The sequence below is a fragment of the Marinobacter sp. genome (assembly GCF_052091845.1).
Lineage (GTDB): Bacteria > Pseudomonadota > Gammaproteobacteria > Pseudomonadales > Oleiphilaceae > Marinobacter.
The window spans coordinates 106,041-119,786 of the sequence record NZ_JBQDCO010000001.1; the positions used below are offsets into that span (position 1 = coordinate 106,041).

9 protein-coding genes are annotated in these 13,746 nt (G+C 53.4%); 5 read left to right on the top strand and 4 right to left on the bottom strand.

Annotated features, from left to right (window positions below; translation table 11 throughout):
* Positions 1 to 13 precede the first annotated feature (13 nt).
* The 3 genes from ACTHYN_RS00475 to ACTHYN_RS00485 all read right to left on the bottom strand — a co-directional run bounded on the left by ACTHYN_RS00475 (position 14) and on the right by ACTHYN_RS00485 (position 5,112).
* Entirely contained in the window at positions 14 to 667 is a 654-nt protein-coding gene (locus ACTHYN_RS00475) for a class I SAM-dependent methyltransferase (protein ID WP_441810521.1), read from the bottom strand.
* A 246-nt stretch (positions 668 to 913) separates the two neighbouring features.
* The gene (locus ACTHYN_RS00480; RefSeq protein ID WP_441810522.1) at positions 914 to 3,106 is read right to left on the bottom strand and encodes an EAL domain-containing protein; all 2,193 of its coding nucleotides are present in this window, start codon (positions 3,104 to 3,106) and stop codon (positions 914 to 916) included.
* Between the two features lie 23 nt (positions 3,107 to 3,129).
* Entirely contained in the window at positions 3,130 to 5,112 is a 1,983-nt protein-coding gene (locus ACTHYN_RS00485; RefSeq protein WP_441810523.1) for an HDOD domain-containing protein, read from the bottom strand.
* A 202-nt stretch (positions 5,113 to 5,314) separates the two neighbouring features.
* On the opposite strand from ACTHYN_RS00485, the gene ACTHYN_RS00490 reads away from it, so the two are divergent.
* The 4 genes from ACTHYN_RS00490 (at position 5,315) to ACTHYN_RS00505 (ending at position 11,207) form a co-directional block, all read left to right on the top strand.
* Positions 5,315 to 6,622: a MinD/ParA family ATP-binding protein gene (locus ACTHYN_RS00490; protein WP_441810524.1), complete on the top strand. Its 1,308-nt coding sequence runs from the start codon at positions 5,315 to 5,317 to the stop codon at positions 6,620 to 6,622.
* Positions 6,623 to 6,732: 110 nt separating this feature from the next.
* Positions 6,733 to 8,271: a fatty acyl-CoA reductase gene (locus ACTHYN_RS00495; RefSeq protein WP_441810525.1), complete on the top strand. Its 1,539-nt coding sequence runs from the start codon at positions 6,733 to 6,735 to the stop codon at positions 8,269 to 8,271.
* Between the two features lie 278 nt (positions 8,272 to 8,549).
* Entirely contained in the window at positions 8,550 to 10,499 is a 1,950-nt protein-coding gene (gene acs, locus ACTHYN_RS00500) for an acetate--CoA ligase (protein WP_441810526.1), read from the top strand.
* A gap of 42 nt (positions 10,500 to 10,541) precedes the next feature.
* Positions 10,542 to 11,207 (top strand): LuxR C-terminal-related transcriptional regulator, encoded by a 666-nt coding sequence (locus ACTHYN_RS00505; RefSeq protein WP_441810527.1) that lies wholly within the window; start codon positions 10,542 to 10,544, stop codon positions 11,205 to 11,207.
* Positions 11,208 to 11,268: 61 nt separating this feature from the next.
* Here the strand turns inward: ACTHYN_RS00505 and ACTHYN_RS00510 are convergent, their stop codons facing one another.
* Positions 11,269 to 12,252 carry a D-2-hydroxyacid dehydrogenase gene (locus ACTHYN_RS00510; RefSeq protein WP_441810528.1) on the bottom strand — a complete coding sequence of 328 codons (984 nt, stop codon included), beginning with the start codon at positions 12,250 to 12,252 and terminating at the stop codon, positions 11,269 to 11,271.
* A 264-nt stretch (positions 12,253 to 12,516) separates the two neighbouring features.
* On the opposite strand from ACTHYN_RS00510, the gene ACTHYN_RS00515 reads away from it, so the two are divergent.
* Complete coding sequence (locus ACTHYN_RS00515; RefSeq protein ID WP_441810529.1) at positions 12,517 to 13,743, top strand: pyridoxal phosphate-dependent aminotransferase; 1,227 nt, start codon at positions 12,517 to 12,519, stop codon at positions 13,741 to 13,743.
* Positions 13,744 to 13,746 lie beyond the last annotated feature (3 nt).

Genomic DNA, 13,746 nt, shown 5'->3' on the forward strand with positions numbered 1-13,746 from the left:
TGGCAGGCGGGCGTTACGCCTGCTTGCGGCCGAGAATTGACCAGTAACAGTCCATATTCAGCAGTTTGAAGTGCTTTTTCTGTGTTACTTCAAGCCCCAGGCGCTGCATATGCTCCGGATAGTTGTAGATTTTGTGGAAGGCATTGTTGGCAAATAGCCAGAATGTGAATACAGCCATGTACCAGTACATTTTTTTGAACATACGCGAGAGCAGGTTGCCGGTTGGGTAGCAGAAGTCGCCCACAACAATGTTGGCATCGGCCTTGCCGAGCTGAATCAGGTGCTTGAGAACCTTCACCATCATGGTTTCATCGAAGACATTGAGAAAAAAGTTGGCGACAACCATATCGTACTGGCCGAATGCTTCTACTTTCATAATGTCGCTATGAATGCGGTGAATAGTCAGGTGGGGGGCTTCGCTTTCCTGAGCCTCTGCAAATTTCCGCAACATGGTTTCGGAGAGATCGACCACGGTTACATCGGCGCCGAGTTCCGCGGCGCGTATAGCGTCACGACCATGGCCAACGCCGGCAAAAAGGATACGGTCTCCGGAGTTGATTGTTTCCACATCCAGCATGGCGGTTTTGCAATGATGAATGTTTTTTCCGCTATAGAGGTTGCTGAGGTAATCGTATACGGGGCCGATGTAACGGTACTTGTCGCGCATGATGACTGCTGCCTGTTCTTGTTTGTCTGGGGGCTGGCCACCGTTATTGTGATGTTGCCGTGACGACATGTGTCCGGCGTTTCGGTAGCTAATGCCTTATATGACTGAGCTTAGTGAACGGGGCAGGGAAATTATGTGCAGCAATGCGCATTTCCGGATACAAAAATTAACGCAGTGCAATACTTTGCAAACAGGATCAAGGTTTTCAATCAGAATGTAGGACAGTTTTATGGGCACGGTGGATAACTAACCGGATAAGGCCGCGGTCCGAACCTTTGTTTGTGTCAACAGCTTGCTTATCTCTGCTGCGGGCTGTGCCGGCCCATAAAAAAAGCCTTGTACCTGCTGACACCCAAGCGTTCGCAGATATTGAAGCTGGCCTTCTGTTTCTACGCCCTCGGCGACGATTTCCAGCTTCAGGCCGTGAGCCATAGCCACAATGGCATTAACTATACAGGCATCATCTACACCATCCTGAATGGCTTTCACAAAAGACTGGTCTACCTTCAGGGTATGAATGGGCAGTCGGTGCAAGTAGTTGAGGGATGAATACCCGGTACCAAAGTCATCAATGGCAATACGAACATCCATATCTGCCAGTTCGCGAAGCTTTTGGCTGGTTTTTTCCAGGTCATTCATGATCACATTTTCGGTGATTTCGATTTCCAGATTGCCGGCCGGGAAACGGTTGGCGTTAATGCATTCCATCAACGTCTCTACAAACCGGGGGTGCTCCACTTCAATAGGGGAAAAGTTGACGGCCAGGCGAATATCTTTGTGGCCTGACTGAATCCAGCGGCCAACATCCTTGCAGGCTTGATTCAAGACCTGTTCGCTAAGCTGGCCAATCAGCTTGGTTTCCTCCGCCAGGCCAAGAAAATCCCGTGGATAAAGTAAGCCACGTTCAGGATGTTGCCAGCGCACTAAAGCTTCCAACCCGACAATACGGTTTGTTTTGGCGCAAACCTGGGGTTGATAAAACACTCGCAACTCACCCCTTTTAAGCGCCAGGCGCAGGTCTCTTTCAAGATGCAGGCGCTGGGTGCTGTCTGTGCTCATGCTTTCTGAGAAAAAGCGGTAACTGTCTTTACCCCGGGCCTTCACATGGTACATGGCGATATCGGCGTTCTGGATAAGTTGGTCCATCCTCTTGCCCGCCTCAGGATAGATTGCGATACCAATGCTGACGCCTACGAACACTTCATGCTTACCCAAATGAAAAGGTGCTTTGAGTGCTTTGATGAGCTTTTTGGCAATGTGGCTGGCGTCCTCCCGGCCATGAATGGAAGGCAGTAGGAGCGTGAACTCATCACCACCAAAACGAGACAACGTATCGCCCTTGCGCAGGCAGCTTTCGAGGCGTGTGGTTACGGCCTGGAGTAACCGGTCACCCATGACGTGACCAAGGGTGTCGTTAATAATTTTGAAGCGGTCGAGGTCCAGAAACATAACCGCCAGATTTTGCTTTCCCCGGCTTGCATGGGTAATGGCCAGTTCCAGGCGGTCCATGAATAAGGCCCGGTTTGGGAGCCGCGTGAGTAGATCGTGATAAGCCTGGAAACTGATAAACGCTTCCGCTTCTTTGCGTTCGGTCACGTCCCGGGCTGTTCCGTAGTAGCTGGCATTCTGGCCACTGCCACTGCCACTGCCACCGCCCTGGACATCACTGCTGTGTGTCCAGGTTTGGGGGGCGATAGGGAAGGCGGTAATCTCAAAATATCGAGTGGCTCTCCGGCTGCCGCGGGTTTTCAGTCGGATTTCCAGGGTGCGGGGGTTGTCAGCGTTTATATCCGGTGCATTGAGTGCGTAGATACCTTTGGCAACATCGCGGTCGTCCAGAAGGTTTCGGAAATGCTGCCCACAGAGTTCAGACGGGTGGTAGCCCAACAAGCTTTCAATCTTGTTGTTAATAAAGCAGAAGCGCCCGTCGTCGCGAAGCATGAAAACAATGTCTGGCGAGCTGTTTACAATGTACCGGTGAAGGGCCTCGGATTTTTCAAGGCGCCCTTGTATCTCCCGGTGGGATTTGACCAGCGATTGCTTGCCAATCACGTTTTTTACGGTGGCGATTAATTCTTCCGGATCGAAAGGTTTGCGGATGTAGTCCAGAGCCCCGCTGCGAAGCGCCCGGCTGACCGTTGTAAACGAGTTTTCACCACTGATTACAATGGTTCCACACTCTGGCTGACGGGTTCCAAGGTGGGCCATCACGGCAAAGCCGTCGATTTCTGGCATGCATAAATCCAGCAGGACCAGGTCGAAGTGCTGGTTGTCTATCAGCTCACAGGCATGATTTCCGCCATAGGCCTCGGTGACGTGGTAATCATAGTTGCGCAGCAGAGCCGCCAGTGCACCCGCCAAACGAGGCTCATCGTCAACGACCAGAATATGCGCGGCCATTTGCTGGGAAAAGTGCCTGGTAATCAGTTCAGAAGCCATTGGTTTGCGTTCGCTCTACTTTGTTAGTGGCAGTTGGGTTGGTCTGGTTTAGCTGCCGGTATCAAAACCCGGAAAGTGGTGCCGTTTTTCCCTGTATGGCAAGCAATAGTGCCCTCCATGTCGTCCACAAGTTGCTTCACAATGCTCAGGCCCAGCCCGCTGTGGCCCTCTTTTTTTGTTGTTTTTCCCGAGATGAACAGGTTTTGTCGAATCGTTTCCGGTATGCCTGTGCCTGTGTCGGCCACTTCTATCTCTACCCAGTTCCGGCCTCCTTGCCACACGGGAGCTGATGTTTTTATCGTAACGCTGCCGCCTGTATTCGGCAGGCTTTCAGCTGCGTTTCGGGCCAGGTTGATCACAACCTGGCGTATAGCGGACGATCCGGCCAGAATAAACGTTGGAGCGCTGCACGTTAGCATTTTGAAGTGCAGCTTGCTGTCACTGAAAAGACTGTCTTCAAAAAGTCGGGTCAGGCTTTGTAGTTCTGTATTGAGATCACAGCTGTCTTCGCTTGTATTGTCAGTGGTATTTTGGCTCATTTGCAGCAGCAGATTGCTCGCGCGATCCAATTCTTCACGAACAATGTCTAACTCTTCCCGCGCACGCCGGTCATCGAGCCGGTTTCTTAACTGGTGAATGTATTGCCGTATTATGGTTAGTGGGTTGCTGATTTCATGTACTTGTCTGCGCAGTGTTTCGGTGGCAGCCGCATGATCCATCCGGGCATGCTCTGTTTCGCGCTCGGGATCCGGTTTTTTCTCCTGAAGAACCCTGGACAGTTGCTGGATAAACAGATTCAGTAGGTGCGTGGTTGTATCAGGTGTGCGGCCGTCGGTACCCAGTACAAAAACGCCGGAGCAAACGTTATCGATGATAACTGGCGTGGCGCTCAGCGAGGGGGTTCGCAGCAGAGATAAGAGTTGGCGGTCGAGTACAGTTGGCGAGCGCTCGCCAAGTGTGCGGAATGTTTGGCAGGTGAGCGCCTCGGTAAGCACACTGCTGCCAGCTTGCGCGGTTACCGCCAAGTGTGGATGTTGTCCGGTGGTACTGGAGAGTAAAACGAGATTGCCTTCACTATACCCAAACCACAAAGCGGGCAGGCCGGTGATCAATGTCAGGCTGCCCACCGTTTCGGCAAGAATGGCGCTGCGTTTGCCGGCAGGGTCAGCAAAACCAACGGCTTGCTGGGCGATGGCTTGTCGTAATACAGCTTGGCGTAGATGCTGTGTTGCCGGCTCAGCGTTGTAGCTGTTAACGAGTGGTATGCCCAAGGATTCAGCCACTGTGGCGATGTCATGGCTGATTCGCCGGTTAATCTCACGGGTAAGCTCTTCACTGAGCCCGAACATTGTGCCCGCGGCGGCAATGCCCGCCGTATCGGATAAAGCCAGGCGAGTGGCAAGACTGATAACCTTAACCAGATGCCCAGCGTCTTGTAACTCTGAGGGCAGTGCCTGCTGATAACGCATGGCATCGGCTGCCAGTGGGCCCAGCCCCCATGACGTAACCAGTTCTGCAGCGATGTCTGACTGCTGGTCCATATACGTTTGCCTGGTTTTGGCATCCGGCGTGCTAATGGCGATTAGCTCGCCAGTGTTATGGACCATACCAAGCATAAAGGCTTCGTCTGGCTCCGGATAGCGAGTCAGGATTGCCAGTGCCCGTGCCGTCATGGCGGTAGTGAGGGCGTGCCTCCAGAAATCCCGTAGTTGCTGCCAGGCACCGCCGCCCAGGTCAAAAAGAGCCTGGCGTAGCGCAGCCGTAAGTATCAGGGTTTTGAAGCGCCGGGTGCCAAGGCGGAGTAGGGCCTGGTCTATTGACCGAACCTCTGAAACCGGGCCATAAAGGGCAGAGTTGGCCAGAGCCAGGATTCGGGCAACCAAAGCTGTGTCTGAGGCGACTATTTCGCTGATTGATCGATAATGGTCATCCTGCTGGCAAGCTTCAAGCGCTCGCAGGGTGACTTCCGGAAGACTCGGGAGCTCAAGCTCCGATACCGTATTCATAGGCTATCTACTGCGCCATGAGTTTTAATTTATGAAATTCTGTTCATTTTTGATCCCAGGGTGAGCTTAGACAAAAAGTTGCAAACATTAAATAGCAATTGATCTTTTTTTGAGCAGTGTGTTCATGGGAGCGTGATGTGTGTACAATTTCTACAGTTTATAGCGGCTTCGTCGCTGTCACAAGGATGTAATATTTCTCGCCATGGGTGCTCAAACGTCTAGCAAACATAGTGTGCATTTGCCCAGAACCATCGCTGTAACCGGCGGTAAGGGCGGTGTGGGTAAAACGTCTATAGCGCTTAACCTTGCTCTTACTCTGGTTCGCCAACAAAAGCGAGTGCTATTGCTGGACGCTGATACAGATCTTGCCAACGTCAGCATCATGCTGGGGCAGTACCCGGAGCGCACGCTGGGCAATGTCATTGCGGGCGAGTGTGGTCTTGATGACGTTTTGCTGGAGGCGGATTACGGCCTACACATAATACCCGGAGCCTCCGGGGTCCAGGAATGCATGGATATGCACCCTGAAGAGAGCTTTCGTGTTTTGCGGGCCCTTTCGATACTGGAAAGGCGTTACGACTACGTTATAACAGACACCGCTGCGGGGCTTCAGTCTGCAGGCATGCACATGATTGCGGCAGCCGAACTGGCCTGCATTGTAGTAACCCCGGACCCGGCTTCACTGACAGACGCGTTTTCCCTGATCAAGGTTCTCAGGCGTCGTGGCTACCGGAGAACCCCCAGCGTGCTGATCAATATGGCACAGGGTGCTAGCCAGGCCCGTTCTGTTTTTCAGCGCCTGGATGCCGCTGCCCGGCGCCATCTGCAGTGCTCTCTTCACTATATGGGAGGAATTTGGCGAGACGAAACCATACGCCAGTCGGTGTTGACCCAAAACCCGGTTGCGTTATTGCCGTTGGCTGATCCCTCTTGTCGCCAGTTCAATACGTTAGCGGATATGCTCAATGTGCGCCTGTCGCGACTGCCCGCGCGCAAAGCTGGCATAGCAGCTTATTGGCACTCGGTTTCGAAGCGGCAGCACGAGCGCGCACCAGGCATACCTGCTGCGCCGCCGGAAGCGAACCCCCGAGACCGCTGCCTTGAGGCTGTTGGTGTGCTGGACACTGTGCTTGCGCAAACACCGGATAGCTCAAGGCTGCGATATGATGTGTTTACCCGCTTGTTCGCACTTTTGGGTCGCATGCCAGGCAACGATGCCATTGAGGTTATCCAGACAGGGCTGGATGCTATCGGCTGGGAAAGCTTGAACTCTGAGCAGCGAGAGCGCGTGGCTGCTCACTTGAGGCACCTGGCTGACGAAATCTCGCCTGTAAACTCCCGTGAAAATACGCACAGCTTGCCTCAGACTATGCTCCCGGAACCTTCTTACGACCGAGACCGGTTTGGTGATCAGGGCAAACTGGCTGAGGCGTTGAAAGACCAGCCTTCTGATGTTTCACTGAGTCAATTGCTCCGGTCTTTGGCAGACAAAGAAAATAACGATAACTGAGTGAGCATTGTCTGGTAAGTTTTAGTGATAACCTTGCAGTTTGTCACCGCACGGTCATACGGATTGTGCAAGGGTCGGGTACTGTTCAGTATCAAAAAGGAGTTTTCCCAATGGCAACGCAAAAAGAGGTGGCAGGAGTGTCTTCGTCAAAGGTACTTGAGCAATTGCGCGGCAAGCATGTTTTGGTAACGGGCACCACGGGGTTTCTTGGTAAAGTCGTTCTGGAAAAGTTGATGCGTGCAGTGCCGGATATTGGCGGCATACATCTGCTGATACGAGGGAACAAGCGTCATCCTGACGCCCGCAGTCGTTTTCTTGATGAAATTGCCACCTCTTCTGTATTCGATCGTTTGCGCCAGGAAAGCACAGTGGCGCTTGAGACTTTCCTGGAGGAGCGGTTGCATTGCGTCACCGGGGAAGTTACACAGCCTGGTTTTGGTTTATCGCCTGAGACATTCCGGGCGCTGGCGGGCAGTGTTGATGCGGTTATTAATTCCGCTGCCAGCGTTAACTTTCGGGAAGAGCTGGATAAAGCGCTTTCGATCAACACTTTATGTCTGGAAAATATTGCTGAACTGGCTCGCCAGAACCCATCCCTTGCCGTTGTTCAGGTTTCAACCTGTTACGTAAACGGGGTGAATTCTGGCCAGATTACCGAGTCAGTGGTCAAGCCCGCCGGCGAAGACATTCCTCGCAATCCGGCCGGCTATTACGAGATTGAAGAACTGATCCGGCTCCTGAACGATAGTATTGCCGACGTGCGCTCGCGGTATGCCGGCAAGGAGTTGGAGAAAAAGCTTGTGGGTTTGGGTATCCGCGAGGCCAATCGTTATGGTTGGAGCGATACCTATACGTTTACTAAATGGCTGGGCGAGCAACTGCTGCTCAAGACCCTGAAGGGGCGCGCCCTCACCATTGTGCGCCCATCCATTATTGAAAGTGCCCTGGAAGAGCCGGCACCGGGTTGGATTGAAGGCGTAAAAGTCGCCGACGCCATTATTCTTGCCTACGCCAGAGAAAAAGTAACCGTATTCCCCGGTAAGCGCTCTGGCACTATTGATGTTATCCCCGTCGATCTGGTGGCTAATGGCATTATTATCGCAACGGCCGAGGCGGTGACGGACTCTCCACAGGCTCGTGTTTATCAATGTTGCAGTGGCAGCTCCAATCCCGTGTCGTTGGGGGAGTTTATCGACCACTTGATGGCAGAGGCCAAAACCAACCATGCAGCTTATAAGCAGCTTTTTTACCGTCAGCCCGTGAAGCCTTTTATCGCAGTAAACCGGGCCTTGTTTGATGCGTTGGTGGGTGGAGCGCGTATCCCGCTTAACCTGGCTCATCGCACACTGCGTATGCTGGGCAAGGATCGGGATTTTAAAATACTGCGCAATCTGGATACCACTCGCTCGCTGGCAACCATTTTTGGTTTCTACACCGCGCCGGATTACATTTTTCGCAATGACGACTTGCTAGCCCTGTCATCACGCATGGGGCCTGTGGATGAGGCTCTGTTCCCGGTAGATGCACGCCAGATTGACTGGGCGGTGTATCTGCGCAAGATTCATTTAGCGGGCCTTAATCGCTATGCGCTGAAGGCGAAGAAAGCGAGTCGCAGGGGATCGTCCCGGGTTCGTAAGCAAGCGGCATGATTACACCGGGCCCCGCTCGGCGGGGCTGGTTTACCTTCCGGGTAAACGCTACTACTCTTTGTAGTTGAAGCCCATGCTCTCTGCCAGTGACTGTTGACTTTAGTCAGATTATTGAACATTTAAGCAAAAAGTTCAGGTGTGTTAGGACGTTAGTCTAATTCATTGTGCGGTGGTACACATGTTGAACTACAGCTATGTGTCCACAGGGCATGGAGGCCCTATTGCTCTGATTTAATAAACTCGACAATGACAACAATCTCTGATCAAGGGGGAACACTATGACAGATAAACACCTTTATCCGGTAAGCCCGAATGTGGCCAAACGGGCCCTGTTAAACCGGGAACAGTATGACGAGATGTACCGTCAGTCGATTGAAGACCCTAACGCATTTTGGGGTGAGCACGGCAAGCGCCTTGAATGGATCAAGCCTTACTCCAAAGTTAAGAACACCTCCTTCGATCACGATAATGTTTCCATTAAATGGTTTGAAGATGGCCAGTTGAATGCGTCTGCCAATTGTCTTGATCGACACCTGGAGACCCGCGGTGATCGCACGGCCCTTATATTTGAAGGTGACGACCCCTCCGAATCCCGCCACGTGTCCTATCGCGAACTGCACGAACAGACCAGCAAGTTTGCCAACGTATTGAAAGAGCTGGGTGTCAAGAAGGGTGATGTGGTTACCATCTACATGCCCATGATTGTTGAAACTGCCGTAGCCATGCTGGCCTGCGCGCGCATTGGCGCGATCCATTCCGTTGTCTTCGGCGGTTTTTCTCCCGAAGCTTTGGGGGCCCGGGTTGTGAATGGCAAGTCCCGCTTTGTGGTCACCGCTGATGAGGGCCTGCGCGGCGGCCGGAAGATTCCCCTGAAGAAGAACGTGGATGCGGCCCTCAAAGACAGGGAGGGCGTGCTTGTTGAAAAGGTAGTGGTTGTCAGCCGCACCGGAAACAAGGACGTGCCCTGGGTTGATGGTCGCGATGAGTGCTACGAAGATTTGATGGCGACCGCTTCGGCAGACTGCCCGCCAGAACCCATGAACGCAGAAGATCCGTTGTTCATGCTGTATACCTCCGGTTCCACCGGGGCCCCGAAAGGTGTTCTGCACACCACGGGTGGTTACATGGTTTTTACCTCCATGACCCACGAATACGTATTCGATTATCACGATGGTGATGTTTACTGGTGTACGGCAGACTTCGGCTGGGTAACCGGGCACAGTTATATACTGTATGGGCCGCTTTGCAACGGCGCGACATCGCTTCTGTTTGAAGGGGTGCCCAACTATCCGGACAGCTCCCGCATGGGGCAGGTGGTCGACAAGCACCAGGTTAATACCCTGTATACGGCCCCAACCGCTATTCGCGCATTGATGGCCGAGGGCGAGTCCTGCATGGCTGGCACAACCCGAAAGAGCCTTAAACTGCTGGGTTCTGTGGGTGAACCCATTAACCCGGAAGCCTGGGAGTGGTACCACCGTGTTATTGGCAACAGCGAGTGCCCGATCGTGGATACCTGGTGGCAAACAGAAACCGGCGGCATTCTGATTTCACCGCTGCCGGGGGCCGTAGACTTGAAACCGGGCTCGGCAACTGTGCCCTTCTTTGGCATAAAGCCCGGGTTGATGGATAACGAAGGAAACCTGCTCGAGGGCAAAGCCGATGGCAACCTGGTTATTCAGGATAGCTGGCCGGGGCAGATGCGCACGATCTTCGGCGACCACGAGCGCTTTGTTCGCACCTATTTCAGCACCTATCCGGGCATGTTCTTCACGGAAGATGGTGCCCGCCGGGACGAAGACGGTGATTACTGGATTACCGGCCGTGTTGATGATGTGCTCAACGTTTCCGGGCACAGGCTGGGTACCGCAGAGGTAGAAAGTGCGCTTGTTGCCCATGACAAGGTGGCAGAGGCGGCCGTTGTCGGTTTCCCCCACGACATTAAAGGCCAGGGTCTGTATGTGTATGTCACCCTGATGCAGGGCGAAGAGCCTTCTGATGAACTGAAAAAGGAATTGGTACAATGGGTGCGTAAAGAAATTGGTCCCATTGCCTCTCCGGATGTTATTCAATGGGCATCGGGTATGCCTAAAACACGATCGGGCAAGATTATGCGCAGGATTTTGCGTAAGATTGCCGCTAATGAGCACGATCAGTTGGGAGACACCTCAACACTTGCAGACCCCAGTGTGGTGGACGATCTCGTCGACAACCGTGAGTTCAAATAAGGCCTGGGTGCAGGCCAAAAAAACCTGTAAGGAATTGGTTTAATGACACAAACTATTATCGTCGCCGATGATCACCCCCTGTTTCGGGCGGCCCTGAAACAGGCGGTCAGTCAAGCGGTACCTGATGCACACACTGTCGAGGTGGACAGCATCAAGGCACTTCAGGCGTCGGTAGATTCGCACCCGGATGCAGATCTGGTTCTGCTCGATCTGAACATGCCGGGTGCCCACGGCTTCTCCGGATTGGTGTTCATGCGCGGACAGTATCCCGGGTTGCCCGTGGTGGTTGTGTCGGGTTCCGAGGAGTTGCAGGTCATGCGGCGCTCGATTGATTACGGGGCGTCTGGCTTTATTCCAAAGTCGGCGCCACTGCCGACCATTACCGAGGCAATCCGTGGCATTCTGGAAGGCGATGTATGGCTGCCCGAAGGCGTGGCAGACAAGCTTGAGCGAATGCATTCAGACACTACCGATTTCTCCGAGAAGCTGGCATCACTCACGCCTCAGCAGTTCCGCGTGTTGGGTATGTTGGCAGAGGGGCTTCTGAACAAGCAGATTGCTTACGACCTGGATGTCTCTGAAGCCACTATCAAAGCCCACATTACAGCGGTATTCCGCAAGCTTGGCGTTCGCAACCGAACTCAAGCTGTGATTGCGATTCAGCAGATGGAGATTGACCCCTCGGAGCAGTCGTTGTCCGGGAGTTGAATCCTGGCCTTTTAAGGTTGAATAAAATGGGGAGTTCACGGCTCCCCATTTTTATGTCTGATTATTTTTTGCCGGCGTAGCCCAACTCCTTGTTGACCAGATTGAATAGTTCGCTGTCGTTACTCCAACGATCAAAGTTGTCCAGGAACTGATCAGTAAGAGCCCGCTTCCAGCCAATAAAATCACCGGCCATGTGCGCCGTCATGGTCACGTTCTCCATGTCCCAAAGAGGGTGGTCTTCTCTGAGGGGTTCTTCCTCAAAGACATCCAGCCCGGCACCTGCGATCTCGCCGCTTTCCAGAGCAGCAATCAGATCATCGGTTTTGACAATCGGGCCGCGGCCAATGTTGATCAGACGCGCTGTGTTTTTCATGGCTTTGAATGCTTTTTCGTTAAACAGCCCTTCCGTTTGCGGCGTTAGCGGTGCAGCGATAACCACATAATCGGCATGGCCCAACCGGGTATACAGTTCATCGTTGCCATGTACTGCAACAAAATCCGGGTCGTCTGTGCGGGCGGTTCTGGCAATGCCGTGAGGCTTTAACCCGGCTGCGCCAACCAGGCGACCGATCTGGCGGCCAATAGAACCGGCACCCACTACAAGCACCTGTTTGCCCTCAGCTCGCTCAGTATCTCTGTGCTTCCACTGATGCTTCATTTGCAAGCGAATAGAGCCCGGAAAGTCCTTGGCGAACATGAGGATGGTGCACAGCACATATTCGGCGATGGAGCGGTCGAAGATGCCCCTGGCATTGGTGACAACCACATTGCCCTGGGTAAGGGCAGGGAACATCAACGCGTCTACCCCGGCACTGGTGGCATGAATCCATTGCAGCTTGTCTGCGCAACCCCAGGCAGCCTCAAGCGCCTCGGTGCGAAAATCTGTCACCATCATGACATCGGTGCCCGGCAGGGTGCTGCGCAAAGTTGCCTCGTCGCTTGCGAAGCGCACTTCTGCTCGTGCATGGAGTGATTCGATACCGGGTGGCTCCTGTTCTCCAGGTGCGGTGAGAACGGTTACCACGGGCTTGCTGAGTTGGTTCATTGAGCCTCCGCCAGATCAGATGACTAAGTTGTTACAGGGTTGTCCGGGCCCACCATTATGGCGGTCAGGAACATTCTGTCAGTCTGGTAGGCGGATGCCAGCCGGTCAACCTCGAGGGAAATTTGAAGTGCCAATCAAGCGCAATTGAGCCACGTACTTATACCTACATCATCTTTGTCTGGTTTTGCCTTGTATGCCCTGACCTTACTGGCTAACCTGCAATGGTAGCTCGTTTAGCTCCCGTTCCCGTTGCAGGAGGTTGTTATGGTTTACGCCACCAACAAAGACACTGGTCAGGACAAGCCACGGAAAGTTAAGTACCGCAAGACCAAGGCCAGTTGGAACCCTGCCATGCAGGCGGTTCCGGTGCCGGGAATTCGCCGTATGGTCAATATGGCTGCGTCTATGAAAGACGTGATTCATCTTTCAATTGGACAGCCTGATTTGCCAACGCCCAAACACATCATTGATGCCTACATTGATGCGCTGAATGCCGGGCAAACCGGCTACACCATGGACGCAGGCTTGCCTGAGCTATTGGTGGCGCTGCGGGATTACTACGGGAAGCGTTACAACCGAAAGCTCACCAGAGATAACATTCTCGTTACCAGCGGTGCCACCGAGGCCATGTATCTGGCTATCTCGGCCACAGCCGCACCGGGACGTCAGTTCATTGTCACGGACCCGTCTTTCTTGCTTTATGCACCGTTAATTCGCATGAACGGCGGCGAAGTGAAATTTGTGCCTACCCGGGCGTCGAACGATCATCAGCTTGATCCCGACGAAGTGATCCGGGCCATGGGCTCGCGCACTTTCGCGCTGATACTCAACAACCCCAACAACCCGACCGGGGCTGTATACCCCCGCAGTACTGTGGAAACCATTCTGGAAGAGTGCGCCTATCGTGGCATACAGGTTTATGCCGACGAGGTGTATGACCACCTGATTTTTGATGACGATGATTTTGCCAGTGTCCTGAATTGCTCCATGGATCTGGACAACATTATGTGCATCAGCAGCTTTTCGAAAACCTACAGCATGGCGGGACTGCGCGTAGGCTGGGTGATCTCCAGTCAGGCTGCGATCAAATCCCTGCGGCGTTACCACATGTTTACCACTTCGGTGGCTAATACGCCGTCACAGTTTGCCGGTGTGGCAGCTCTGACAGGGGATCAAAGCTGTGTGCAGGACATGGTCGGTATCTATAAGGAGCGCCGGGACAAGGTAGTGGATCTAGTCGGGCAAACGCCCTACATGACAGGATATAAACCCGGTGGGGCATTTTTCGCGTTCCCGGATTTGCCGCCCCATGTTGATGGGTCGGATCTGGCGTTGCGCATGCTGAAAGAAACCGGTGTATGCCTGGTGCCGGGAGATGCGTTTGGCGAGCATTGCACCAACGCAGTGCGCATCAGTTTTTCAACAACCTGTGAAAAGCTGGATGCCGCATTCGATCGCATCATCCCCTGGATGGCCAAACAACAGTTCTGAGGG

What these genes read in the sequence shown, in the direction of transcription:
- ACTHYN_RS00485 (WP_441810523.1), bottom strand. Translation starts at nt 5,112, where the DNA reads ATGAATACGGTATCGGAGCTTGAGCTCCCGAGTCTTCCGGAAGTCACC.
- ACTHYN_RS00505 (WP_441810527.1), top strand. Translation starts at nt 10,542, where the DNA reads ATGACACAAACTATTATCGTCGCCGATGATCACCCCCTGTTTCGGGCG.
- ACTHYN_RS00490 (WP_441810524.1), top strand. Translation starts at nt 5,315, where the DNA reads ATGGGTGCTCAAACGTCTAGCAAACATAGTGTGCATTTGCCCAGAACC.
- acs (WP_441810526.1), top strand. Translation starts at nt 8,550, where the DNA reads ATGACAGATAAACACCTTTATCCGGTAAGCCCGAATGTGGCCAAACGG.
- ACTHYN_RS00515 (WP_441810529.1), top strand. Translation starts at nt 12,517, where the DNA reads ATGGTTTACGCCACCAACAAAGACACTGGTCAGGACAAGCCACGGAAA.
- ACTHYN_RS00510 (WP_441810528.1), bottom strand. Translation starts at nt 12,252, where the DNA reads ATGAACCAACTCAGCAAGCCCGTGGTAACCGTTCTCACCGCACCTGGA.
- ACTHYN_RS00475 (WP_441810521.1), bottom strand. Translation starts at nt 667, where the DNA reads ATGCGCGACAAGTACCGTTACATCGGCCCCGTATACGATTACCTCAGC.
- ACTHYN_RS00495 (WP_441810525.1), top strand. Translation starts at nt 6,733, where the DNA reads ATGGCAACGCAAAAAGAGGTGGCAGGAGTGTCTTCGTCAAAGGTACTT.
- ACTHYN_RS00480 (WP_441810522.1), bottom strand. Translation starts at nt 3,106, where the DNA reads ATGGCTTCTGAACTGATTACCAGGCACTTTTCCCAGCAAATGGCCGCG.